The sequence below is a fragment of the Mesorhizobium zhangyense genome (assembly GCF_011045115.1).
In the GTDB taxonomy this organism is placed as follows: Bacteria; Pseudomonadota; Alphaproteobacteria; order Rhizobiales; family Rhizobiaceae; genus Mesorhizobium_M; species Mesorhizobium_M zhangyense.
This window is the reverse complement of sequence record NZ_JAAKZG010000001.1, coordinates 377,982-400,038: the sequence shown is the minus strand read 5'-3', so window position 1 is coordinate 400,038 and position 22,057 is coordinate 377,982. Positions and strand designations below refer to the sequence as shown.

Annotated in this window: 24 protein-coding genes; 1 reads left to right on the top strand and 23 read right to left on the bottom strand. The window is 60.6% G+C overall.

The genetic code is table 11. The annotated features are described in order from the left end of the window. Nucleotides 1-84: 84 nt before the first annotated feature. From rplF to rpsL, 21 genes are all read right to left on the bottom strand, one after another. Nucleotides 85-618, bottom strand: coding sequence for a 50S ribosomal protein L6 (gene rplF, locus G6N74_RS02015; protein WP_091913575.1), 534 nt, complete (start codon nucleotides 616-618; stop codon nucleotides 85-87). 38 nt (nucleotides 619-656) lie between these two features. Then, nucleotides 657-1,055 (bottom strand): 30S ribosomal protein S8, encoded by a 399-nt coding sequence (rpsH, locus tag G6N74_RS02010; RefSeq protein WP_091913574.1) that lies wholly within the window; start codon nucleotides 1,053-1,055, stop codon nucleotides 657-659. Between the two features lie 12 nt (nucleotides 1,056-1,067). Beyond that, nucleotides 1,068-1,373: a 30S ribosomal protein S14 gene (rpsN, locus tag G6N74_RS02005; protein ID WP_119817796.1), complete on the bottom strand. Its 306-nt coding sequence runs from the start codon at nucleotides 1,371-1,373 to the stop codon at nucleotides 1,068-1,070. Between the two features lie 27 nt (nucleotides 1,374-1,400). Continuing rightward, nucleotides 1,401-1,958, bottom strand: coding sequence for a 50S ribosomal protein L5 (gene rplE / locus G6N74_RS02000; RefSeq protein WP_091913572.1), 558 nt, complete (start codon nucleotides 1,956-1,958; stop codon nucleotides 1,401-1,403). Continuing rightward, nucleotides 1,951-2,265, bottom strand: coding sequence for a 50S ribosomal protein L24 (rplX, locus tag G6N74_RS01995; RefSeq protein WP_091913571.1), 315 nt, complete (start codon nucleotides 2,263-2,265; stop codon nucleotides 1,951-1,953). Before rplX ends, rplE begins: the two co-directional genes overlap by 8 nt. Before the next feature lie 12 nt (nucleotides 2,266-2,277). Further along, on the bottom strand, nucleotides 2,278-2,646 hold the full coding sequence (gene rplN, locus G6N74_RS01990) for a 50S ribosomal protein L14 (protein WP_006205457.1): 369 nt from the start codon (nucleotides 2,644-2,646) through the stop codon (nucleotides 2,278-2,280). A gap of 64 nt (nucleotides 2,647-2,710) precedes the next feature. After that, complete coding sequence (rpsQ, locus tag G6N74_RS01985) at nucleotides 2,711-2,956, bottom strand: 30S ribosomal protein S17 (protein WP_091913570.1); 246 nt, start codon at nucleotides 2,954-2,956, stop codon at nucleotides 2,711-2,713. An 11-nt stretch (nucleotides 2,957-2,967) separates the two neighbouring features. Next, complete coding sequence (gene rpmC, locus G6N74_RS01980) at nucleotides 2,968-3,168, bottom strand: 50S ribosomal protein L29 (RefSeq protein ID WP_091913569.1); 201 nt, start codon at nucleotides 3,166-3,168, stop codon at nucleotides 2,968-2,970. 14 nt (nucleotides 3,169-3,182) lie between these two features. Continuing rightward, nucleotides 3,183-3,596, bottom strand: a complete 414-nt coding sequence (gene rplP, locus G6N74_RS01975) for a 50S ribosomal protein L16 (RefSeq protein ID WP_091913568.1) — start codon at nucleotides 3,594-3,596, stop codon at nucleotides 3,183-3,185. A 27-nt stretch (nucleotides 3,597-3,623) separates the two neighbouring features. After that, the gene (gene rpsC, locus G6N74_RS01970) at nucleotides 3,624-4,349 is read right to left on the bottom strand and encodes a 30S ribosomal protein S3 (protein WP_091913567.1); all 726 of its coding nucleotides are present in this window, start codon (nucleotides 4,347-4,349) and stop codon (nucleotides 3,624-3,626) included. Beyond that, on the bottom strand, nucleotides 4,349-4,738 hold the full coding sequence (gene rplV, locus G6N74_RS01965) for a 50S ribosomal protein L22 (RefSeq protein WP_091913566.1): 390 nt from the start codon (nucleotides 4,736-4,738) through the stop codon (nucleotides 4,349-4,351). Before rplV ends, rpsC begins: the two co-directional genes overlap by 1 nt. Nucleotide 4,739: 1 nt before the next feature. Continuing rightward, complete coding sequence (rpsS, locus tag G6N74_RS01960; protein ID WP_091913565.1) at nucleotides 4,740-5,018, bottom strand: 30S ribosomal protein S19; 279 nt, start codon at nucleotides 5,016-5,018, stop codon at nucleotides 4,740-4,742. 16 nt (nucleotides 5,019-5,034) lie between these two features. Further along, nucleotides 5,035-5,868, bottom strand: a complete 834-nt coding sequence (rplB, locus tag G6N74_RS01955; protein ID WP_165113667.1) for a 50S ribosomal protein L2 — start codon at nucleotides 5,866-5,868, stop codon at nucleotides 5,035-5,037. A 19-nt stretch (nucleotides 5,869-5,887) separates the two neighbouring features. Beyond that, nucleotides 5,888-6,181, bottom strand: coding sequence for a 50S ribosomal protein L23 (locus tag G6N74_RS01950; RefSeq protein WP_091913563.1), 294 nt, complete (start codon nucleotides 6,179-6,181; stop codon nucleotides 5,888-5,890). Further along, a complete protein-coding gene (gene rplD / locus G6N74_RS01945) occupies nucleotides 6,178-6,798 on the bottom strand; it encodes a 50S ribosomal protein L4 (protein ID WP_165113664.1) in 621 nt (206 codons plus the stop codon). Before rplD ends, G6N74_RS01950 begins: the two co-directional genes overlap by 4 nt. Next, a complete protein-coding gene (gene rplC, locus G6N74_RS01940) occupies nucleotides 6,798-7,511 on the bottom strand; it encodes a 50S ribosomal protein L3 (RefSeq protein ID WP_091913561.1) in 714 nt (237 codons plus the stop codon). The genes rplD and rplC overlap by 1 nt, the downstream gene beginning before the upstream one ends. A gap of 58 nt (nucleotides 7,512-7,569) precedes the next feature. Beyond that, a complete protein-coding gene (gene rpsJ / locus G6N74_RS01935; RefSeq protein ID WP_006205468.1) occupies nucleotides 7,570-7,878 on the bottom strand; it encodes a 30S ribosomal protein S10 in 309 nt (102 codons plus the stop codon). 65 nt (nucleotides 7,879-7,943) lie between these two features. Continuing rightward, complete coding sequence (gene tuf / locus G6N74_RS01930) at nucleotides 7,944-9,119, bottom strand: elongation factor Tu (protein ID WP_165113639.1); 1,176 nt, start codon at nucleotides 9,117-9,119, stop codon at nucleotides 7,944-7,946. A gap of 66 nt (nucleotides 9,120-9,185) precedes the next feature. Next, complete coding sequence (gene fusA, locus G6N74_RS01925; protein ID WP_165113662.1) at nucleotides 9,186-11,276, bottom strand: elongation factor G; 2,091 nt, start codon at nucleotides 11,274-11,276, stop codon at nucleotides 9,186-9,188. Between the two features lie 29 nt (nucleotides 11,277-11,305). Further along, the gene (rpsG, locus tag G6N74_RS01920) at nucleotides 11,306-11,776 is read right to left on the bottom strand and encodes a 30S ribosomal protein S7 (protein ID WP_165113660.1); all 471 of its coding nucleotides are present in this window, start codon (nucleotides 11,774-11,776) and stop codon (nucleotides 11,306-11,308) included. Nucleotides 11,777-11,832: 56 nt separating this feature from the next. Then, the gene (gene rpsL, locus G6N74_RS01915) at nucleotides 11,833-12,204 is read right to left on the bottom strand and encodes a 30S ribosomal protein S12 (RefSeq protein ID WP_008837709.1); all 372 of its coding nucleotides are present in this window, start codon (nucleotides 12,202-12,204) and stop codon (nucleotides 11,833-11,835) included. Between the two features lie 464 nt (nucleotides 12,205-12,668). Here rpsL and G6N74_RS01910 point away from each other — a divergent pair, with 464 nt between their 5' ends. Continuing rightward, entirely contained in the window at nucleotides 12,669-12,950 is a 282-nt protein-coding gene (locus G6N74_RS01910) for a transcriptional regulator (protein ID WP_165113657.1), read from the top strand. 489 nt (nucleotides 12,951-13,439) lie between these two features. Here G6N74_RS01910 and rpoC read toward each other — a convergent pair whose 3' ends face one another. Both rpoC and rpoB read right to left on the bottom strand, forming a co-directional pair. Then, on the bottom strand, nucleotides 13,440-17,636 hold the full coding sequence (rpoC, locus tag G6N74_RS01905) for a DNA-directed RNA polymerase subunit beta' (RefSeq protein WP_165113654.1): 4,197 nt from the start codon (nucleotides 17,634-17,636) through the stop codon (nucleotides 13,440-13,442). Between the two features lie 191 nt (nucleotides 17,637-17,827). Next, on the bottom strand, nucleotides 17,828-21,970 hold the full coding sequence (rpoB, locus tag G6N74_RS01900; protein WP_165113651.1) for a DNA-directed RNA polymerase subunit beta: 4,143 nt from the start codon (nucleotides 21,968-21,970) through the stop codon (nucleotides 17,828-17,830). Nucleotides 21,971-22,057 lie beyond the last annotated feature (87 nt).

Here is a 22,057-nt window from a genome sequence, read left to right as displayed (position 1 = left end):
GTCTGTTCCTTGCCTTCTTGGACGGGTGCGGCCATGTGCGGTAGGCGAATGCGCCTCCCGCGACCGCGCACCGCGGCGTTGTAATTACTTCTTCTTGCCTTCTTTGCGGACGATCTTCTCGCCAGCATATTTCACGCCCTTGCCCTTGTAGGGCTCAGGTTCGCGATACTTGCGGATCTCGGCCGCAACCTGGCCAACCGCCTGCTTGTCGATACCGGTGACGACGATTTCGGTCGGCTTCGGCACGGTGATCGTGATGCCTTCCGGCGTCTGGTAGACCACGTCATGGCTGAAGCCAAGCGCGAGCTGCAGGTTCTTGCCCTGCAGGGCCGCACGATAGCCGACGCCGCTGATCTCAAGCTTCTTCTCGAAGCCATCCTTGACGCCGTTGAGGATGTTGACGATCTGCGTGCGCGACATGCCCCACTTGGAGCGGGCGACCTTCGACTGGTCACGCGGCTGAACGGCGATCTGGCCGTCCTCGAACTTGACCAGCACTTCGTCGTTGACCACGAACTTCAGTTCGCCCTTGGGGCCCTTTGCCGTGACGGTCTGGCCGTCGACGGAAGCGGTCACGCCCTGGGGCAACGGAACGGGTTTCTTGCCAATACGAGACATGTTGTTGTCCTCGTTCTTTCTGTCTTATGTTCGCCCGATTAGAATATCTGGCAGAGGATTTCCCCGCCGACATTCTGTTCGCGCGCTTCATGGTCCGCCATCACGCCCTTCGGCGTCGACAGGATCGAAATGCCGAGGCCGTTGGCCACCTGCGGGATCGACTTGACCGACACGTAAACGCGGCGGCCAGGCTTCGACACGCGGGCGATCTCACGGATCACCGGTGCGCCGTCGAAATACTTCAGTTCGATCTCGATTTCCGACTTGCCGTTGTCATAGTCGACCTGACTGTAGTCGCGGATGTAGCCTTCCGCCTTCAGAACGTCGAGAACACGGGCACGCAGACGCGAGGCCGGCGTCGAAACCTTCGACTTCTTGCGGCCATAGGCGTTGCGGATGCGGGTCAGCATATCGCCGAGAGGATCACTTAGTGACATGTCGTGTGCTCCTTACCAGCTCGACTTGACCAGGCCCGGGACAGCGCCCAGCGAGCCAAGTTCGCGCAATGCAATACGCGACATCTTCAGTTTGCGATAATAGGCGCGCGGACGGCCTGTAATCTCGCAACGGTTGCGAATGCGGGTCTTGGACGTGTTGCGCGGCATTGCAGCAAGCTTCAGCTGCGCCCGGAAACGATCTTCGATCGGAAGGCTCTTGTCCATGATCGTCGCCTTGAGAGCCTTACGCTTTGCAGCGCTCTGCTCGACAAGCTTGCGACGCCTGTTGTTTTTCTCGACTGAGCTGGTCTTTGCCATTTCAGATTTTTCCTTTTCTCGCTGCCGTTACTGGCGGAAGGGGAAGTTGAAAGCCTTGAGCAGTGCCCGGGCTTCGTCATCCGTCTTCGCAGTCGTACAAACGATGATGTCCATACCCCAGATCTGGTCGACCTTGTCATAGGCGATCTCTGGGAAAATGATGTGTTCCTTGATGCCCATGGCGTAGTTGCCACGGCCATCGAAGCTCTTCGGGTTCAGGCCGCGGAAGTCGCGGACGCGCGGCAGCGCGATCGTGACCAGACGGTCCAGGAACTCGTACATGCGGTCCTTGCGCAGGGTAACCTTGGCGCCGAGCGGCATCTTCTCGCGGACCTTGAAGCCGGCGATCGAATTGCGCGCATAGGTGATGACCGGCTTCTGACCGGCGATCAGCGCCAGATCGGCGGCGGCAACCGAAGGCTTCTTCGAGTCCGACGTCGCTTCACCGACACCCATGTTCAGGACGATCTTGTCGAGACGGGGTACTTCCATCTCGTTGTCGTATTTGAATTCTTCGAGCAGCGCCTTGCGAATGGTCTCGTCATAGACCGAGCGCAAGCGGGCCTGATATTCTGCCTTAGCCATTGATCACTTCTCCCGAGCGCTTTGCCACGCGCACCTTGGTCCCGTCCTTCTGGACCTGGAAACCGACGCGGGTCGGCTTTCCGTCCTTGGGGTCGACCAGCGCGATGTTCGACAAATGGATCGGCGCTTCCTTGGTAATGATCCCGCCCTCTTGGGACTGGGACTGCTTCTGATGACGGCGGATCATGTTCACGCCGCGAACGACTGCCTTGTCGTCCTTGGGCATGACCCGGACGACTTCACCCGAACGGCCCTTGTCCTTGCCGGCCAGAACGACGACCTTGTCGCCTTTGCGAATCTTTTGCATTTTTCCGGCTCCTTACAGCACTTCAGGCGCGAGCGAGATGATCTTCATGTGGTTCTTGGCGCGGAGTTCGCGCGGAACCGGTCCAAAGATACGCGTGCCGATCGGCTCTTTCTTGTTATCGACGAGAACAGCTGCGTTCTTGTCGAAACGGATCACGCTGCCGTCCGGACGGCGGATGTCCTTGGCCGTGCGAACCACGACCGCCTTCATCACATCGCCCTTCTTGACGCGGCCGCGCGGAATGGCTTCCTTGATCGACACCACGATGATGTCACCAACGGAAGCGTATTTCCGCTTCGAGCCGCCCAGCACCTTGATGCACATGACACGACGAGCGCCGGAATTGTCCGCGACGTCGAGGTTTGTTTGCATCTGAATCATGACTGACCGCCTTCTTCATTCCTGGGAAGAGCCCTCGCCCTACCCGGTCTGTCCAAAAATTTAGTTACTGCGACGCCTGGGCGTCGGTGATGACGACCCAGCGCTTATCCTTGGAGATCGGCGCCGACTCCTGGATGAAGACCTGATCGCCGACCTTGCACGCGTTGTTTTCGTCGTGCGCCTTGTACTTCTTCGACATACGCACGGTCTTCTTCATGACCGGATGCGTGAAGCGCCGTTCGACCTTGACGACGACCGTCTTCTCGTTCTTGTCGCTGACGACGGTGCCCTGCAGAATGCGCTTTGGCATGATTTTCGTCCTTATGCCTTCTTGGCCGAAGATTTTTCGGCGGCGATGGTCTTGATGCGCGCGATGTCCCTGCGGACTTCCTTCACGCGGGCTGTCTTCTCGAGCTGGCCTGTCGCCTTCTGGAAGCGCAGGTTGAACTGCTCCTTCTTCAGCGAGGCCAGATCGTCATTCAACTGGTCGGCGGTCTTGGACCGTGCTTCTGCGGCTTTCATGACTCGTGACCTTTCTATTCAGCTATACGCTGTACGAAACGCGTTCTGACGGAGAGTTTGGCTGCGCCGAGACGCAGCGCTTCACGCGCCACTTCTTCCGACACGCCGTCGATCTCGAACATCACACGGCCCGGCTTGATACGGCACGCCCAGTAGTCGACCGCGCCCTTGCCCTTGCCCATGCGGACTTCGGTAGGCTTCGAGGTCACCGGAACGTCCGGGAAAATACGGATCCACACACGGCCCTGGCGCTTCATTTCACGCGTGATCGCGCGGCGTGCCGCCTCGATCTCACGTGCGGTGACGCGGTTAGGCTCCAGCGCCTTCAGTCCGAAGCCACCAAAATCCAGGTCGGTACCGCCCTTGGCGGCGCCGTGGATTCGGCCCTTGAACTGCTTGCGGAACTTTGTGCGCTTTGGCTGCAGCATCGTTCTTACTCCAAATTCCTATGCTTCTCAGGCGTTCTCGCGGCGGCGACCGCCACGGTCGTTACGCTCGCCTGCATGTGCGTGCTCGCCTTCCGTCGCGCGGCGCTCCGAAGCCATCGGGTCGTGCTCGAGGATTTCGCCCTTGAACACCCAGACCTTGACGCCGCAGATGCCATAAGCCGTCTTGGCTTCGGCCGTGCCGTAGTCAACATCGGCGCGCAACGTGTGCAGCGGCACGCGACCTTCGCGATACCATTCCATACGTGCGATTTCAGCGCCGCCGAGACGGCCCGAGCAGTTGATGCGGATGCCTTCGGCGCCGAGACGCATTGCCGACTGGACAGCGCGCTTCATCGCACGGCGGAACGCGATACGGCGCTCGAGCTGCTGTGCGATCGACTGTGCGACCAGCGTCGCGTCGATCTCGGGCTTGCGAACCTCGACGATGTTGAGGTGCGTTTCCGACTTGGTCATCTCCATCAGCTTCTTACGAAGCTTCTCGATGTCCGCGCCCTTCTTGCCGATGATCAGACCGGGACGGGCAGCGTGGATCGTGACGCGGCACTTCTTGTGCGGACGCTCGATGACGACCTTCGAGATCGCAGCCTGCTTGAGCTCTTCCTTAAGATACTCGCGGATCTTGATGTCTTCATGCAGCAGCTGGCCGTACTCGCCGGTGTTTGCATACCAGCGCGAGTCCCAGGTGCGGTTAATGCCGAGGCGGAAACCGATCGGATTGATTTTCTGACCCATCAGGCGGCCTCCCCTTTCTCTTCGACTTCACGAACAACGATCGTGAGGTGCGAAAATGGCTTCTCGATGCGGCTTGCACGGCCGCGGCCACGGGCGTGGAAGCGCTTCATGACGATCGACTTGCCGACATAGGCTTCAGCAACGATCAGCGCATCGACGTCGAGGTCGTGATTGTTTTCCGCGTTGGCGATCGCCGACTCCAGCGTCTTCTTGACGGTGTCGGAGATGCGCTTGCGCGAGAATTCCAGATCAGAAAGCGCGGTCGCGACCTTCTTGCCGCGGATGAGCGCGGCAACCAGGTTCAGCTTCTGCGGGCTGACGCGGATGGTGCGGAGGACCGCACGCGCCTCGTTGTCAGCAAGCCTGCGCGGAGCTTTGGCCTTGCCCATGTTACTTCCTCTTCGCTTTCTTGTCCGCGCCGTGACCGTAATAGGTCCGCGTCGGGGCGAATTCGCCCAACTTGTGGCCGACCATGTCTTCAGACACGGAGACCGGGATATGCTTCTGGCCGTTGTAGACGCCGAAGGTCAGGCCGACGAACTGCGGCAGAACCGTGGAACGACGGCTCCAGGTCTTGATCACTTCGCTACGGCCGCCTTCGCGCACCTTCTCGGCTTTCTTGAGAAGAAAGCCGTCGATGAACGGGCCTTTCCAAACTGAACGGGTCACGTCAGACTACCTCTCTTTAGCTCTTGCGCTGATGGCGCGAGCGCAGGATGAACTTGTCGGTCGCCTTGTTGGACCGCGTCTTCTTGCCCTTGGTCGGCTTGCCCCACGGAGTAACCGGGTTACGACCACCAGAGGTGCGGCCTTCACCACCGCCGTGCGGATGGTCGACCGGGTTCATAGTGACGCCGCGGTTATGCGGGCGCTTACCGCGCCAGACCGTGCGACCTGCCTTGCCATCGTTGATGTTGGAGTGGTCCGGGTTGGAGACCGCTCCGACAGTCGCGATGCACGAGCCGTGCACGACGCGCTGTTCACCCGAGTTCAGGCGAAGGATCGCCATGCCCTGGTCACGGCCGACGAGCTGTGCATAAGCACCTGCCGAACGTGCGATCTGGCCGCCCTTGCCGGGCTTCAGCTCGACATTGTGGACGATCGTGCCGACCGGCATACCACCCAGCGGCATCGCATTGCCCGGCTTCACGTCGACGCTCTCGCCGGCGATGACCTTGTCGCCAACGGCGAGGCGCTGCGGCGCCAGGATGTAGTTCAGCTCGCCGTCTTCATACTTGATCAGCGCGATGAAAGCCGTGCGGTTCGGGTCATACTCGAGCCGCTCGACGGTCGCCGACACGTCGAACTTGCGACGCTTGAAGTCGATGATGCGATACGAACGCTTGTGACCGCCGCCGATGAAGCGAGCCGTGATGCGACCGTAGTTGTTGCGGCCGCCCGACTTGGTCAGGCCTTCGGTCAGACCCTTGACCGGCTTGCCCTTGTACAGCGCCGAGCGATCGACGATGACCAGCTGGCGAAGGCTTGGCGTTACCGGTTTGAATTTCTTGAGTGCCATTGTTCTGTCCTCGCGCCTGTCAGAGACCCGTCGCGACGTCGATCGACTGGCCGTCGGCCAGCGTCACAATCGCCTTCTTCACGTCGCTCTGACGGCCAATCGTGCCGCGGAAACGCTTCACCTTGCCCTTGCGGACCAGCGTGTTGACCGCTGTGACCTTGACGCTGAACAGCGCTTCGATCGCAGCCTTGATTTCCGGCTTCGTCGCCTTCTTGGCGACATTGAAGACGACCTGGTTCTGTTCGGAAGCCATGGTCGACTTTTCGGTGATCGCCGGCGAAACGATCACGTCGTAGTGGCGGAGATCCGTCATTTGAAGCGCTCCTCGAGAGCCTCGACGGCGGCCTTCGAAAGGACCAGCGTGCCGCGGCGCAGAATGTCGTAGACGTTGATGCCCTGGATGGGCAGCACATCGATGTTCGGGATGTTCGACGCAGCGCGCTTGAAGTTCACGTCAAGCTCGGCGCCGCCGATCACCAGTGCGTTGGTCAGGCCGAGCTTGGCGAAATTCACCACCAGGGCTTTGGTCTTGGCTTCGGTCATCGCCAGATCATCGACGATGATCAGGTTGGACGCCTTCAGCTTGGCCGAAAGAGCATGCTTCAGGCCGAGAGCGCGAACCTTCTTGGGAAGGTCGTGCTCGTGGCTGCGGACAACCGGGCCGTGAGCCTTGCCGCCGCCGCGGAACTGCGGAGCGCGAGCCGAATGGTGACGAGCGCGGCCCGTACCCTTCTGCTTGTACATCTTGGCACCGGTACGCGCGATTTCGGCGCGGCCCTTGGCCTTGTGCGTGCCCTGCTGCTTCTTGGCAAGCTGCCAGCGCACGACGCGCTGCAGAATGTCTTCGCGCGGATCAAGGCCGAAAATCTCCTCGGAGAGTTTCACCTTGCCGGCATCTTCGCCGCCAAGCGTTGAAATCTTGAGATCCATTATTCAGCTCCTTCTTTGGCGGAAGCTTCAGTCTTCTGCCCGGCACGAATGCCAGCCGGCTTCGGAGCGTTTTCCGGCAGTGCTTCCTTGGCGGCGTCGCGGACCAGGATCCAGGCGCCCTTGGTGCCGGGAACGGCGCCGCGGATCAGGATCAGGCCGCGATCCGTGTCGGTCGAAACGACCTCGACGTTCTGCGTGGTCACGCGGGTAGCACCCATGTGGCCGGCCATCTTCTTGCCCTTGAACACCTTACCCGGGTCCTGACGCTGACCGGTCGAACCGTGTGCACGGTGCGAAACCGAGTTACCGTGGGTCGCGCGGCCACCACCGAAGTTGTGGCGCTTCATGACACCCTGGAAACCCTTACCCGTCGAGGTGCCCGTCACGTCGACCTTCTGGCCGGGGACGTAATGCTCAACGGTGATTTCAACGCCGACATCGAGCATGTTGTCGTCCGACACGCGGAATTCGGCAACTTTCGACTTCGGCTCGACGGAGGCGGCAGCGAAGTGACCGCGCATCGCCTTCGACGTGTTCTTGACCTTGGCCAGGCCAACGCCGAGCTGAACGGCCGTGTAGCCATTCTTCTCTTTCGTGCGCTGAGCCACGACCTGGCAGTTCTCCATGCGGAGAACCGTAACGGGCACATGCTCGCCAGCATCATTATAGATGCGGGTCATGCCCAACTTCTGTGCGATAACACCTGAACGCATCGGTTCGTTTTCCTTCAGAGGAGCCGTTTGGGTCTTCTCGCCCGGCTCATGTTAGCTCTTAGAGCTTGATTTCGACGTCGACACCTGCGGCGAGGTCGAGCTTCATCAGAGCATCGACGGTCTGCGGGGTCGGATCGACGATGTCCAGCAGACGCTTGTGCGTGCGCATCTCGAACTGCTCGCGGCTCTTCTTGTCGACGTGGGGCGAGCGGTTCACAGTGAACTTCTCGATCCGGGTCGGCAGCGGAATGGGCCCGCGAACATTGGCGCCGGTGCGCTTTGCCGTCGACACGATTTCGCGTGTGGAGGCGTCGAGCACCCGATGATCAAACGCCTTCAGGCGGATGCGGATATTCTGTCCGTTCATGCGTCACTTCCTTGTTCTGGCGCGGCGCGGGCTTTTACCGCGCCCGCGACAGATCGGTTAATTACTTATTCGACGATGGTGACGACGACGCCGGCACCGACGGTGCGGCCGCCTTCACGGATGGCGAAGCGGAGCTTCTCTTCCATCGCGATCGGCACGATCAGTTCGACATCGACCGTCACATTGTCGCCCGGCATCACCATTTCGGTGCCTTCGGCCAACTGCACGATGCCCGTCACGTCCGTCGTGCGGAAATAGAACTGCGGACGGTAGTTGGTGAAGAACGGCGTATGACGGCCACCCTCTTCCTTCGTCAGGATGTAGGCTTCGGCCTTGAACTTCTTGTGCGGCTTGACCGAGCCCGGCTTGGCCAGAACCTGGCCGCGCTCGACACCTTCACGGTCGACGCCGCGCAGCAGCGCGCCGATGTTGTCGCCGGCCTGACCCTGGTCGAGCAGCTTGCGGAACATCTCGACGCCCGTGCAGGTCGTCTTCGACGTCGCGCGGATGCCGACGATTTCGAGTTCTTCGCCAACCTTGACGATGCCGCGCTCGACGCGGCCGGTCACAACCGTGCCACGGCCCGAGATCGAGAACACGTCTTCGATCGGCATCAGGAACGGCTGGTCGATCGGACGCTCAGGCGTCGGGATGTAGGCGTCGACCGCTGCCATCAGCTCGCGGATCGCGTCTTCACCGATCTTCTTGTCGGAATCTTCGAGAGCAGCCAGAGCCGAACCCTTGACGATCGGAATGTCGTCGCCCGGGAATTCGTTCTTCGACAGAAGCTCGCGAACTTCCAGCTCGACCAGTTCGAGCAGCTCGGCGTCATCGACCTGGTCGACCTTGTTCAGGAACACCACGATCGAAGGCACGCCGACCTGACGGGCAAGCAGGATGTGCTCGCGGGTCTGCGGCATCGGGCCGTCGGCTGCCGAAACAACCAGGATCGCGCCGTCCATCTGGGCAGCACCGGTGATCATGTTCTTCACATAGTCGGCGTGGCCGGGGCAGTCGACGTGAGCATAGTGACGGTTCGGCGTCTCGTACTCGACGTGAGCCGTCGAGATCGTGATGCCGCGCGCCTTCTCCTCAGGTGCTGCGTCGATCTGGTCATAGGCCTTGTATTCGCCAAAATACTTCGTGATCGCAGCCGTCAATGACGTCTTGCCATGGTCAACGTGACCAATCGTGCCAATGTTCACATGCGGCTTGTTGCGCTCAAATTTACTCTTAGCCATGTGAAGTCTCCATTCCTTGCAGCCCGTTAGGGCGTTGAATTAACTTAACGACGTAATTCCTCAGAACTACGCGTATTTCTTCTGAACTTCCTGGGCCACTGCAGTCGGAACCGCTTCGTAGTGGTCGAAGGTCATCGAGTACTGGGCGCGGCCCTGCGACATCGAGCGCAGGCTGTCCACATATTTGAACATGTTGGCCAGCGGGACCATCGCATTGACGACCACGGCGACACCGCGGCTTTCCTGGCCCTGGATCTGGCCACGACGGCTGTTCAGATCGCCGATGACGCTGCCGACATAGTCTTCCGGCGTCACGACTTCGACCTTCATGACCGGCTCGAGCAGCTGAACGCCGAGCTTCGGTGCAGCTTCACGAAGACACGCACGGCCGGCGATTTCGAACGCCAGAACCGAGGAGTCGACATCGTGGAAAGCACCGTCGATGAGGGTCGCCTTGACGGCGATCATCGGGAAGCCTGCGAAAGGACCGGACGACAGAACGCTGCGAATGCCCTTCTCGACACCCGGTACGTATTCCTTGGGAACTGCACCGCCGACGATCTTGGACTCGAACACGAAATCTTCGCCTTCGGGGTTCGGCTCGAACACGATCTTGACGCGAGCGAACTGACCGGTACCACCCGACTGCTTCTTGTGGGTGTAGTCCTGCTCGTGAGTACGCGTAATGGTTTCGCGATACGCAACCTGCGGGGCGCCGACATTGGCCTCGACCTTGTATTCGCGCTTCATGCGATCGACGATGATGTCGAGGTGAAGCTCGCCCATGCCGGCGATGATGGTCTGGCCCGACTCTTCGTCGGTCTTGACGCGGAAGGACGGATCCTCAGCAGCCAGGCGATGCAGCGCGAGGCCCATCTTTTCCTGGTCGCCCTTGGTCTTCGGCTCGATCGCGATCTGGATGACCGGCTCGGGGAATTCCATGCGCTCAAGGATAACCGGCTTCAGCGGATCGCAAAGCGTATCGCCCGTGGTCGTTTCCTTGAGACCAGCCAGGGCGACGATGTCGCCGGCAAAAGCCTCTTCGATGTCGGAACGCGAGTTGGAGTGCATCTGCAGCATGCGGCCGATGCGCTCTTTCTTGCCCTTGACGGTGTTCTCGAGCGAAGCGCCCTTGGCGACCTTGCCGGAATAGATGCGGCAGAACGTGAGCGAACCGACGAACGGATCATTCATGACCTTGAAGGCCAGCATCGACATAGGCTCTTCATCATTCGGCAGGCGAATGAGGTCGGCTTCGGTCTTGGGGTCGATACCCTTGATTGCCGGAACGTCGATCGGCGAAGGCAGGAACTCGACAACTGCGTCGAGCAGCGGCTGAACGCCCTTATTCTTGAAGGCCGAGCCGCAGAACATCGGGAAGAACTTGACGGCAATCGTACCCTTGCGGATCAGAGCGCGCAGTTCGTCGTTCGTCGGCATCTTGCCTTCGAGGTAGTTCTCAAGCGCGGTCTCGTCCATTTCGACGGCCGTCTCGATCATACGCTCGCGGTACTCTTCAGCCCGATCCTTGAGGTCGGCCGGGATTTCCACGACATCCCAGGCAGCGCCCAGGCTTTCGTCGCGCCAAACCAGCGCGTTCATCTCGATCAGATCGACGACGCCCTTGAATTCGGTCTCGGCGCCGATCGGCAGCTGCATGACAACGGCGGTGGCACCAAGGCGGCTCTTGATCATCTCGGCCGAGCGATAGAAATCGGCACCGATCTTGTCCATCTTGTTGCAGAAAATCATGCGCGGGACATGGTACTTGTCGGCCTGGCGCCAGACGGTCTCGGTCTGCGGCTCAACACCGGCGTTCGCGTCAAGAAGAGCGATCGCGCCGTCGAGAACGCGCAGCGAACGCTCGACTTCAATGGTGAAGTCGACGTGGCCGGGCGTGTCGATGATGTTGAAGCGGCGCATCTTGCCATCGCGACCCTTCCAGTAGGTCGTCGTCGCAGCGGAAGTGATGGTGATGCCGCGTTCCTGCTCCTGCTCCATCCAGTCCATGGTGGCAGCGCCGTCATGGACTTCGCCGATCTTGTGCGACTTGCCCGTGTAATAGAGGACGCGCTCGGTCGTCGTCGTCTTGCCGGCGTCGATATGCGCCATGATGCCGAAATTGCGGTAGTCTTCGATTTTATATTCGCGGGCCATGATGGATGCCTTCCTGTCCGTTCGCGCCGTTACCAGCGGTAGTGCGCGAAGGCGCGGTTGGCTTCCGCCATCTTGTGGGTGTCTTCACGCTTCTTGACGGCGGTGCCACGGTTGTTGGCAGCATCCATCAATTCGCCCGACAGACGGTCGACCATGGTCGTCTCGTTACGGTTGCGGGCAGCAGTGATAAGCCAGCGAATGGCCAGGGCCTGACGGCGCTCCGGACGGACGTCGACGGGAACCTGGTAGGTTGCACCACCGACGCGGCGCGAACGAACCTCGACGTGCGGAGCGACATTGTCGAGCGCCTGATGGAAAACCGTCACCGGCTCCTGCTTGGTCTTGGCCTGAACCTGATCAAGGGCACCGTAGACGATCGTCTCGGCGATCGACTTCTTGCCATCATACATGACGGCGTTCATGAATTTCGTAACGATCAGATCACCGAACTTGGGGTCCGGGTTGATCTCGCGCTTCTCTGCACTATGGCGTCGGGACATGGTTCTCGTCTCTCAACTTCGAGGCTCGGCAACAAAGGCGCCTGAGCCGGTAAACCTTATTTCGGACGCTTGGCGCCGTACTTCGAGCGGCGCTGCTTGCGGTTCTTCACGCCCTGCGTGTCGAGCACGCCGCGGATGATGTGGTAACGCACACCCGGAAGATCCTTCACGCGGCCGCCGCGGATCATGACCACGGAGTGCTCCTGAAGGTTGTGACCTTCACCAGGAATGTAGCCAATCACTTCGAAGCCATTGGTCAGGCGGATTTTCGCGACCTTACGGAGCGCGGAGTTCGGCTTCTTCGGCGTCGTTGTATAGACGCGCGTGCAGACGCCCCGCTTCTGCGGATTGGCCTGCATGGCCGGAACCTTATTGCGCTTTACCGGCGCAATGCGCGGCTTGCGGATCAGCTGGTTGACGGTAGGCATTAAACCCTCTTGTCTCTCAAATTCCGTGTCTCGGGCCCATTCACGGGCGGCTTCAAGCGGTATTTCCATACGCAAATTCGGGCCACAAACCGCGAATTCGCGGTGCGCCCGAACAAAAGCAGAGGAAGCGGAACCCGCCTCATGCACGCCGGAAATGTGTAGTCGCTCGTAAAACGAACCTTGTTTGAGGCAAACTCCAGAGCGTGTCGCGCTGGAAAGCCAGACCTCACATGGGTTCAGACGAGGCGGCTAATACGCGCTACCCCGCCCATCGTCAAGCCCGACCACCCAAATATCTTAACAAAACCGCGACTTGAACGGCTCTGGCGCGGTCGGCGACATTTTCTTTCGCGATTTCGCAATTGCGAAAAAGAAAGTGACACGCTTTTGTCTGTCCCCTGCCCGATCTTCATGCGAAAAACCGCTCAAGGACGACAATAGCTGACTGATTAATGGAATCACCTATGAATGACAACGAAGAACGCCCCGTAACCATCATCACAGGCCGAGTCTGGCGCAGAAAAGGCGGGAAATCGGAGGGAGTCCACGTGATGCTGGTCGCGCCGGACGATGATTCGGCGGTTCGCCGCGCTTTGGAGGCACTGGCGAAGGAAGGCTATGCCGAAGCCGAGCTCGACCAGATCGGCGATATGGAGGGCGAGCCCGACGACGAGCCGCATCTGTCGGCATTTCAGGGCGCGCTGGAAGGTGATGTGTCCATCGTTACCTTCAACGAAGCGACCTGAGCGCCAATTGCGCTTGATTCGAGAATCAAAAAGGCCGTCCGGATGGGGCACAGCCGGACGGCCAAAGCGCGGAGATGGAGGTCAGACCTCCAATCGAAGCCGCGTAGACTGAAACTGATCCTTCAACCGCTCCCCTTAGAGCTTGCCCGCCAAAACCACGCAGCGCAAGAAGCCGCCATAAGCAGAACGCCTGCCATCTCTTCTGTTGTCGGCTATGCCCCCTGGACAGAGATCGGCGGTGTCGCGAGGCAGGTGATTAAACCGCCTCTGTTGCATCGATATCCCGCGAACGGAACCAAGATCATCTAGGTCGCAGGATCCCCGCCCGAATCTGACACCGTAGGCAATCGTGCGGGCTAGTATCGGCTTCCGGTAGATGTGCTGTCACCCCCCATATGGGAGTGTCCGGCTATTCGCAGGCATCCGGGCTCAAACAAAAATGCCGCCGGGTAACCCCGGCGGCATTTTTTATTCCGAAAGCCCAAAAGCTTACTGAGCTGCGTTGACCATGTCGGTCAGCATCGGCTCGGCGACTTCCACGCCGGACGTCTTGCGACGCTCGTCGAGGATAAGTTCGTCGCGATGCGACGCGATGCGACGGATCTGGCTCATCTGGCCACCTGTGCCAGCCGGGATGAGACGGCCGACGATGACGTTTTCCTTCAGGCCCTGCAGCATGTCGGTTTTGCCGGCTACGGCTGCTTCGGTCAGCACGCGGGTCGTCTCCTGGAAGGAGGCGGCCGAGATGAAGGACGGCGTCTGCAGCGAAGCCTTGGTGATGCCGAGCAGCACCGGCTGGCCTTCTGCAGGCTTCTTGCCTTCCTCGATCAGGCGGTCGTTGACCTCGTCGAACTCGATCACGTCGACATGGTCGCCCGGGATGTAGATCGAGTCGCCCTGTGCCGTGATCTCGACCTTCTGCAGCATCTGGCGAACGATCACCTCGATGTGCTTGTCGTTGATCAACACGCCCTGCAACCGGTAGACTTCCTGGATCTCGTTGACGAGATACGAGGCCAGAGCCTCCACGCCCTTGATCGCCAGAATGTCGTGCGGCGCCGGATTGCCGTCGAGGATGTAGTCGCCCTTCTCGATCGCGTCGCCGTCCTGAAGATGGAACGGCTTGCCCTTCGGGATCAGGTATTCGACCGGCTCCAGCGTCGAGTCATGCGGCTCGATGATGATGCGGCGCTTGTTCTTGTAGTCGCGCCCGAAGCGGATCGTACCGTCGATCTCGGCGATGATGGCGTGATCCTTCGGACGGCGAGCCTCGAAGAGTTCGGCAACACGCGGCAGACCGCCGGTGATGTCCTTCGTCTTCGCGCTTTCCATCGGAATACGCGCAATCACGTCGCCCGGACGAACCATGGAACCCGGCTCGACCGAAAGGATCGCCTCGACCGAGAGCAGGAAGCGTGCATCGCCGCCCTTGGCGAGCTTGCCGACCTTGCCCTTGGCATCATGGATCGCGAGCGCCGGCTTGAGGTCCGAACCACGCGGGGTCGAACGCCAGTCGATGACTTCACGTTTGGTGATGCCTGTCGATTCGTCGGCCGTTTCCTGAACGGAGATGCCGTCGACCAGATCCTCGAACACCACCCTGCCCTCGATTTCGGTGAGGATCGGACGGGTGTACGGGTCCCACTCGGCGATACGCTGGCCGCGCTTCACCTTGTCGCCATCGTCCACGAAGATACGCGAACCATAGGTGACGCGGTGCGTGGCGCGTTCCTTGCCGGCTTCGTCCAGGATCAGGACCGCCATGTTGCGGCCCATGACCATGAGCTGGCCGTCGGAGTTGCGAACCACGTTGCGGTTGCGGATTTCGACCTTGCCCTCATACGAGGCTTCAAGGAACGAGCTATCCACCACCTGCGCCGTACCGCCCATGTGGAAGGTACGCATGGTGAGCTGCGTGCCCGGCTCGCCGATCGACTGCGCGGCGATGACGCCGACCGCTTCACCCTGGTTGACCGGGGTACCGCGGGCAAGGTCACGTCCGTAGCAGACGGCGCAGACGCCGGTCTTGACTTCGCAGGTCAGCGCCGAGCGGATGCGGATCGACTGGATCGCAGCCTTTTCGATCTGCTCTACGTCGCGCTCGTCCATCAGCGTGCCGGCCTTGACGATCAGGTCACCCGTAAGCGGGTGATTGATGTCGTCGAGCGCCGTGCGTCCGAGAACGCGCTGTCCGAGCGAGGCAACGACCTGGCCGGCATCGACGATCGGCTGCATGGTGAGGCCCTTGTCGGTGCCGCAGTCGACGGAGTTGACGATGCAATCCTGCGCCACGTCGACGAGACGACGGGTCAGGTAGCCGGAGTTTGCCGTCTTCAACGCGGTGTCGGCCAGACCCTTGCGGGCGCCGTGGGTCGAGTTGAAGTATTCAAGAACGGTCAGACCTTCCTTGAAGTTCGAGATGATCGGCGTTTCGATGATCTCGCCCGAAGGCTTGGCCATCAGGCCGCGCATGCCGGCGAGCTGACGCATCTGGGTGGGCGAACCACGCGCACCCGAATGCGACATCATGTAGATCGAGTTCATCGGCTTCTGACGGCCATTGTCCTCGAACTCGACAGCCTTGATGCGGGCCATCATCTCGTCGGCGACCTTTTCCGAGCACTTGGCCCAGGCATCGACGACCTTGTTGTACTTTTCGCCCTGAGTGATCAGGCCGTCATTGTACTGCTGCTCGTATTCCTTCGCGAGCGCCTCGGTGTCGGCGACCAGCTTCTCCTTGGCATCCGGGATCAGCATGTCGTCCTTGCCGAACGAAATGCCGGCGCGGCAGGCATGGGCGAAACCGAGAGCCATGATGCGATCGCAGAAAATGACCGTCTCCTTCTGACCGCAGTGGCGGTAGACGGTATCGATCATCTTGGAGATGTTCTTCTTGGTCATCTCCTGGTTGGCGGTCTCGTAAGGCACGTTGACGTTCTTCGGCAGAAGCTCGCCGATGATCATGCGGCCGGGCGTCGTGTCATGGATCTTCGACACGACGTTGCCTTCCGCATCGACCGTGCGGAAACGGCCACGGATCTTGGCATGCAGCGTAACAGCCTTGGTCTCAAGCGCGTGCTGGAGTTCGCCCATGTCGGCAAACACCATGCCCTCGCCCGGCTCGTTCTGGTTGACGATCGACAGGTAGTACAGGCCCAGCACCATGTCCTGCGACGGCACGATGATCGGTGCGCCGGAGGCCGGGTGCAGGATGTTGTTGGTCGACATCATCAGGACGCGGGCTTCAAGCTGAGCCTCGAGCGACAGCGGCACGTGAACGGCCATCTGGTCACCGTCGAAGTCGGCGTTGAAGGCCGTGCAGACCAGCGGGTGAAGCTGGATCGCCTTGCCTTCGATCAGGATCGGCTCGAACGCCTGGATGCCGAGGCGGTGAAGCGTCGGTGCGCGGTTGAGCAGAACCGGATGCTCGCGGATGACCTCGTCGAGGATATCCCAGACTTCCGGCTTTTCCTTTTCGACCAGTTTCTTGGCCTGCTTGACGGTCGAGGAGTAACCCTTGGCGTCGAGGCGGGCGTAGATGAACGGCTTGAACAGCTCGAGCGCCATCTTCTTCGGCAGGCCGCACTGGTGCAGCTTGAGCTCCGGACCGGTCACGATGACCGAACGGCCGGAATAGTCGACGCGCTTGCCGAGCAGGTTCTGGCGGAACCGGCCCTGCTTGCCCTTGAGCATGTCGGACAGCGACTTCAGCGGACGCTTGTTGGCGCCCGTGATGACGCGGCCGCGGCGGCCGTTGTCGAACAGTGCATCGACCGCTTCCTGAAGCATGCGCTTCTCGTTGCGGATGATGATGCCAGGCGCGCGAAGCTCGATCAGGCGCTTCAGGCGGTTGTTACGGTTGATGACGCGGCGATAGAGATCGTTCAGGTCGGACGTCGCGAAGCGGCCGCCATCCAGCGGCACCAGCGGACGCAGGTCCGGCGGGATGACCGGAACGACCTTCATGATCATCCATTCCGGACGGTTGCCGGATTCCATGAAGTTCTCGACCACCTTGAGGCGCTTGAGATACTTCTTCTGCTTCAGTTCCGACGTGGTCGAGGCAAGCTCGGAGCGCAGGTCGCCCGCGATCTTCTCCAGGTCCATGCCGGCCAGAAGGTCATGAATAGCCTCGGCGCCGATCATGGCGGTGAACTGGTCCTCGCCATACTCGTCGACGGCGATCATGTACTCTTCTTCGGAAAGAAGCTGGTTTTCCTTAAGCGCCGTCAGGCCCGGCTCGGTGACGATGTAGTTCTCGAAATAGAGAACGCGCTCGATATCCTTGAGCGTCATGTCGAGCAGCGTGCCGATACGCGAAGGCAGCGACTTCAGGAACCAGATGTGGGCGACGGGCGCGGCGAGCTCGATATGGCCCATGCGCTCGCGGCGAACGCGCGACAGCGTGACTTCGACGCCGCACTTTTCGCAGATGACGCCCTTGTACTTCATGCGCTTGTACTTGCCGCACAGGCACTCATAGTCCTTGATCGGCCCGAAGATGCGCGCGCAGAACAGACCGTCGCGTTCCGGCTTGAACGTACGGTAGTTGATCGTCTCCGGCTTCTTGATCTCGCCGAACGACCAGGACAGGATCTTTTCCGGGCTGGCGAGCGAAATCCGGATGGAATCGAACACCTGCGCCGGGGCGTTGTTGTTGAAGAGATTCATGACCTCTTGGTTCATGCCGTTCTCCTTCTCGGGACCGAAGGCCCCTATTCGAATATTACCGGGCGATTTAGCCCCTTGGGTGATCCGCTCGATCGCCGCCGCTTCGCTGGCGTCACCGGATCCGTACGAGCAGCCGATCGTGCGGCCGCATGAATTTGTCGGCGAACCGCAGAACGCAATCGCGTTCCGCGGTTCGCCTTATTCGACTATTCGGCAGCGTCAGGCAGACGCGTCGCATTTTCGTCGACCCTGGTGTTTTCCAGTTCAACGTTGAGACCCAGCGAGCGCATTTCCTTGACAAGAACGTTGAAGCTCTCCGGAATGCCTGCCTCGAAGGAGTCGTCGCCACGCACGATCGCCTCGTAGACCTTGGTACGGCCTGCCACGTCGTCCGACTTCACGGTCAGCATTTCCTGCAGCGTGTAGGCGGCGCCGTAAGCTTCAAGCGCCCAGACCTCCATTTCGCCGAAGCGCTGGCCACCGAACTGCGCCTTGCCGCCCAGCGGCTGCTGGGTAACGAGCGAGTACGGTCCGATCGAACGCGCGTGGATCTTGTCGTCCACGAGATGGTGAAGCTTGAGCATATAGATATAGCCCATCGTCACCTTGCGATCGAACGGCTCGCCGGTACGCCCGTCATAGAGCTGCGACTGGCCGCTTGAGTGAAGGCCCGCAGTTTCCAGCATCTCGTTGATGTGGACTTCATGCGCGCCGTCGAACACCGGGGTCGCGATGGAGACGCCGCGCCTCATCTGCTCGCCGAGGCGAACGATGGACTCGTCGTCGAACTGGCGAACCGGCTCGTTGCGGTCGTTGTCCGGGATCAAGTGCTCGATCTCGTCCCGCAGAGGCTTGATGTTGGCGTTACCACCAGCCTTGTAGGCCTCGATCAGGTCGCCGATCTTCCTGCCCATGCCGGCGCAAGCCCAGCCGAGATGCGTTTCCAGAATCTGGCCGACATTCATACGGCTCGGCACACCCAGCGGGTTGAGCACGATATCCGCATGCGTGCCGTCCTCGAGGAACGGCATGTCCTCGACCGGAACGATACGCGACACGACACCCTTGTTGCCGTGACGGCCGGCCATCTTGTCGCCGGGCTGCATCTTGCGCTTCACGGCCACGAAGACCTTGACCATCTTCATGACGCCGGGGGGCATCTCGTCGCCGCGCTGCACCTTCTCGACCTTGTCCATGAAGCGCTGTTCGAGCGCCTTCTTGGAATCGTCGTACTGGCCGCGCAGAGCTTCGAGTTCGCTCTGCTGCTTCTCGTCCTCGACGGCAAACTGCCACCACTGCGAACGCGGATACTCTTCCAGCGTGTCCTTGCCGACGCTCGAGCCCTTCTTGAAGCCCTTCGGTCCGGCAATCGCGTCCTTGCCGATGAGCACGTCGCTCAGGCGGCTATAGACGTTGCGGTCGAGGATCGCCTGCTCGTCGTCACGGTCCTTGGCCAGACGTTCGATTTCCTCGCGCTCGATCGCCATTGCACGTTCGTCTTTTTCGACGCCGTGGCGGTTGAACACGCGGACTTCGACGACCGTGCCGTAGGTTCCGGGCGGCATGCGCATGGAGGTGTCACGTACGTCCGAAGCCTTTTCACCAAAGATGGCGCGCAGAAGCTTCTCTTCCGGCGTCATCGGGCTTTCGCCCTTCGGCGTGATCTTGCCGACCAGGATATCGCCCGGCAGCACTTCCGCACCGATATAGACAATGCCGGCTTCGTCGAGGTTCTTCAGCGCTTCTTCCGAAACGTTCGGAATGTCGCGCGTGATTTCCTCCGGCCCAAGCTTGGTGTCGCGGGCCATGACCTCGAACTCCTCGATATGGATCGAGGTGAAGACGTCGTCGGCCACGATACGCTCGGAGAGCAGGATCGAGTCCTCGTAGTTGTAGCCATTCCACGGCATGAACGCGACGAGCACGTTACGGCCGAGCGCCAGATCGCCGAGATCGGTCGAAGGACCGTCGGCAATGATGTCGCCCTTGTTGACGTGGTCGCCCATGCGGACCAGCGGACGCTGGTTGATGCAGGTGTTCTGGTTCGAACGCTGGAACTTCATCAGCCGGTAGATATCGACGCCGGACTTGCCCGGATCGAGATCTTCCGTTGCGCGGATGACGATACGCGTCGCATCGACCTGGTCGACGATGCCGCCGCGACGGGCGCCGATGGCAGCACCTGAGTCACGGGCGACGATCGGCTCCATGCCGGTGCCGACGAACGGCGCTTCGGCGCGCACCAGAGGCACGGCCTGACGCTGCATGTTCGAGCCCATCAGAGCGCGGTTGGCGTCGTCGTTCTCAAGAAACGGGATGAGCGCCGCGGCAACCGAAACAAGCTGCTTCGGCGACACGTCCATAAGATCGACGTTTTCGCGTGGCGCCATCATCACTTCGCCAGCGTGGCGGCAAATGACGAATTCGTCGACGAAGCCGCCGTTCTTGTCGAGCAAGGCGTTGGCCTGCGCAACATAGTGCTTGGACTCTTCCATCGCCGAGAGGTAGCTGACGTCCAGCGTCACCTTGCCGTCGACGATCTTGCGGTAAGGCGTCTCGATGAAGCCGTACTTGTTGACGCGCGCAAATGTCGCCAGCGAGTTGATCAAGCCGATGTTCGGGCCTTCCGGCGTTTCGATCGGGCAGATGCGGCCGTAATGCGTCGGATGCACGTCGCGCACTTCGAAGCCGGCGCGCTCGCGGGTCAGACCACCGGGTCCAAGCGCCGAAAGACGACGCTTGTGGGTGATCTCCGACAGCGGGTTGGTCTGGTCCATGAACTGCGACAGCTGCGAGGAACCGAAGAACTCGCGCACGGCGGCAGCCGCCGGCTTGGCGTTGATCAGGTCCTGCGGCATGACCGTGTCGATCTCGATCGAGGACATACGTTCCTTGATCGCGCGCTCCATGCGGAGCAGGCCGACGCGGTACTGGTTTTCCATCAGCTCGCCAACCGAACGCACGCGGCGGTTGCCGAGATTGTCGATATCGTCGATCTCGCCCTTGCCGTCGCGCAGTTCGACCAGCGTCTTGACCACGGCAAGGATGTCTTCCTTACGCAGCACGCGCACGGTGTCCTCGGCCTTCAGGTCGAGACGCATGTTCATCTTGACGCGGCCGACGGCCGAAAGGTCGTAGCGGTCGGAGTCGAAGAACAGCGAATTGAACATCGCTTCGGCGGTGTCGATGGTGGGCGGCTCGCCCGGACGCATGACGCGATAGATGTCGAACAGCGCGTCCTGGCGGCTCTCGTTCTTGTCGACGGTGAGCGTGTTGCGGATATAGCCGCCGACATTGATGTGATCGATGTCGAGAACGGTGAATTCTTCCGCGCCCGTCGAGAGCAGAACCTTCAGCGTCTTCTCGTCGATCTCGTCGCCGGCCTCGAGGAAGATTTCGCCGGTCGCGAAATCCACCACGTCTTCGGCCAGATAGCTGCCGTAGAGATCGTCCTGCGTCGCCTTGATCGCCTTCAGACCCTTGTCGGCAAGCTGCTTGGCCTGACGCGCAGTGATCTTCTTGCCGGCTTCGACGACGATTTCGCCGGTGTCGGCATCGACCAGGTCATCGACAGCCTTCAGGCCGCGGAAACGATCCACGGTGAAGGGAATGCGCCAATGATCGCCCGACTGCTTGTATTCGATCTTGTTGTAGAAGGTGGAGAGGATCTCTTCACCGTCCATGCCAAGCGCCATCAGCAGCGACGTCACCGGAATCTTGCGGCGGCGGTCGATACGGGCGTGTACGACGTCCTTCGAGTCGAATTCGATGTCGAGCCACGAACCGCGATAGGGAATGACGCGCGCGGCAAACAGAAGCTTGCCCGACGAGTGCGACTTGCCCTTGTCGTGGTCGAAGAAGACGCCCGGCGAACGGTGCATCTGCGAAACGATGACGCGCTCGGTGCCGTTGATGATGAAGGTGCCGTTGAGCGTCATGAGCGGCATGTCGCCCATGTAGACGTCCTGCTCCTTGATGTCCTTGATGGACTTGGAGCCGGTATCCTCATCGATATCGAACACGATAAGGCGCAGCGTCACCTTCAGCGGCGCTGCATAGGTCAGATCGCGCTGACGGCATTCGTCAACGTCGAATTTCGGTGCCTCGAACTCGTACTTGACGAATTCCAGCATCGACGCGCCGGAAAAGTCCGAGATCGGGAAGACCGACTTGAAAACGGCCTGCAGTCCTTCGTCAGGACGGCCGCCCTTGGGCTCGTCCACCATCAGGAACTGGTCATAAGATGCCTTCTGAACCTCGATCAGGTTCGGCATCTCCGCAACTTCCGGAATATTCCCGAAGAATTTGCGTACGCGTCTGCGGCCATTGAAAGTCTGGGTCTGGGCCATCGTCGCTCCTTGCTGCCTCTCTTGGGGCGCGCTGCATCTCGCGCCTTGCAATACATGACCGCCTTCCGCCGGCGGTCCATCTGAAAC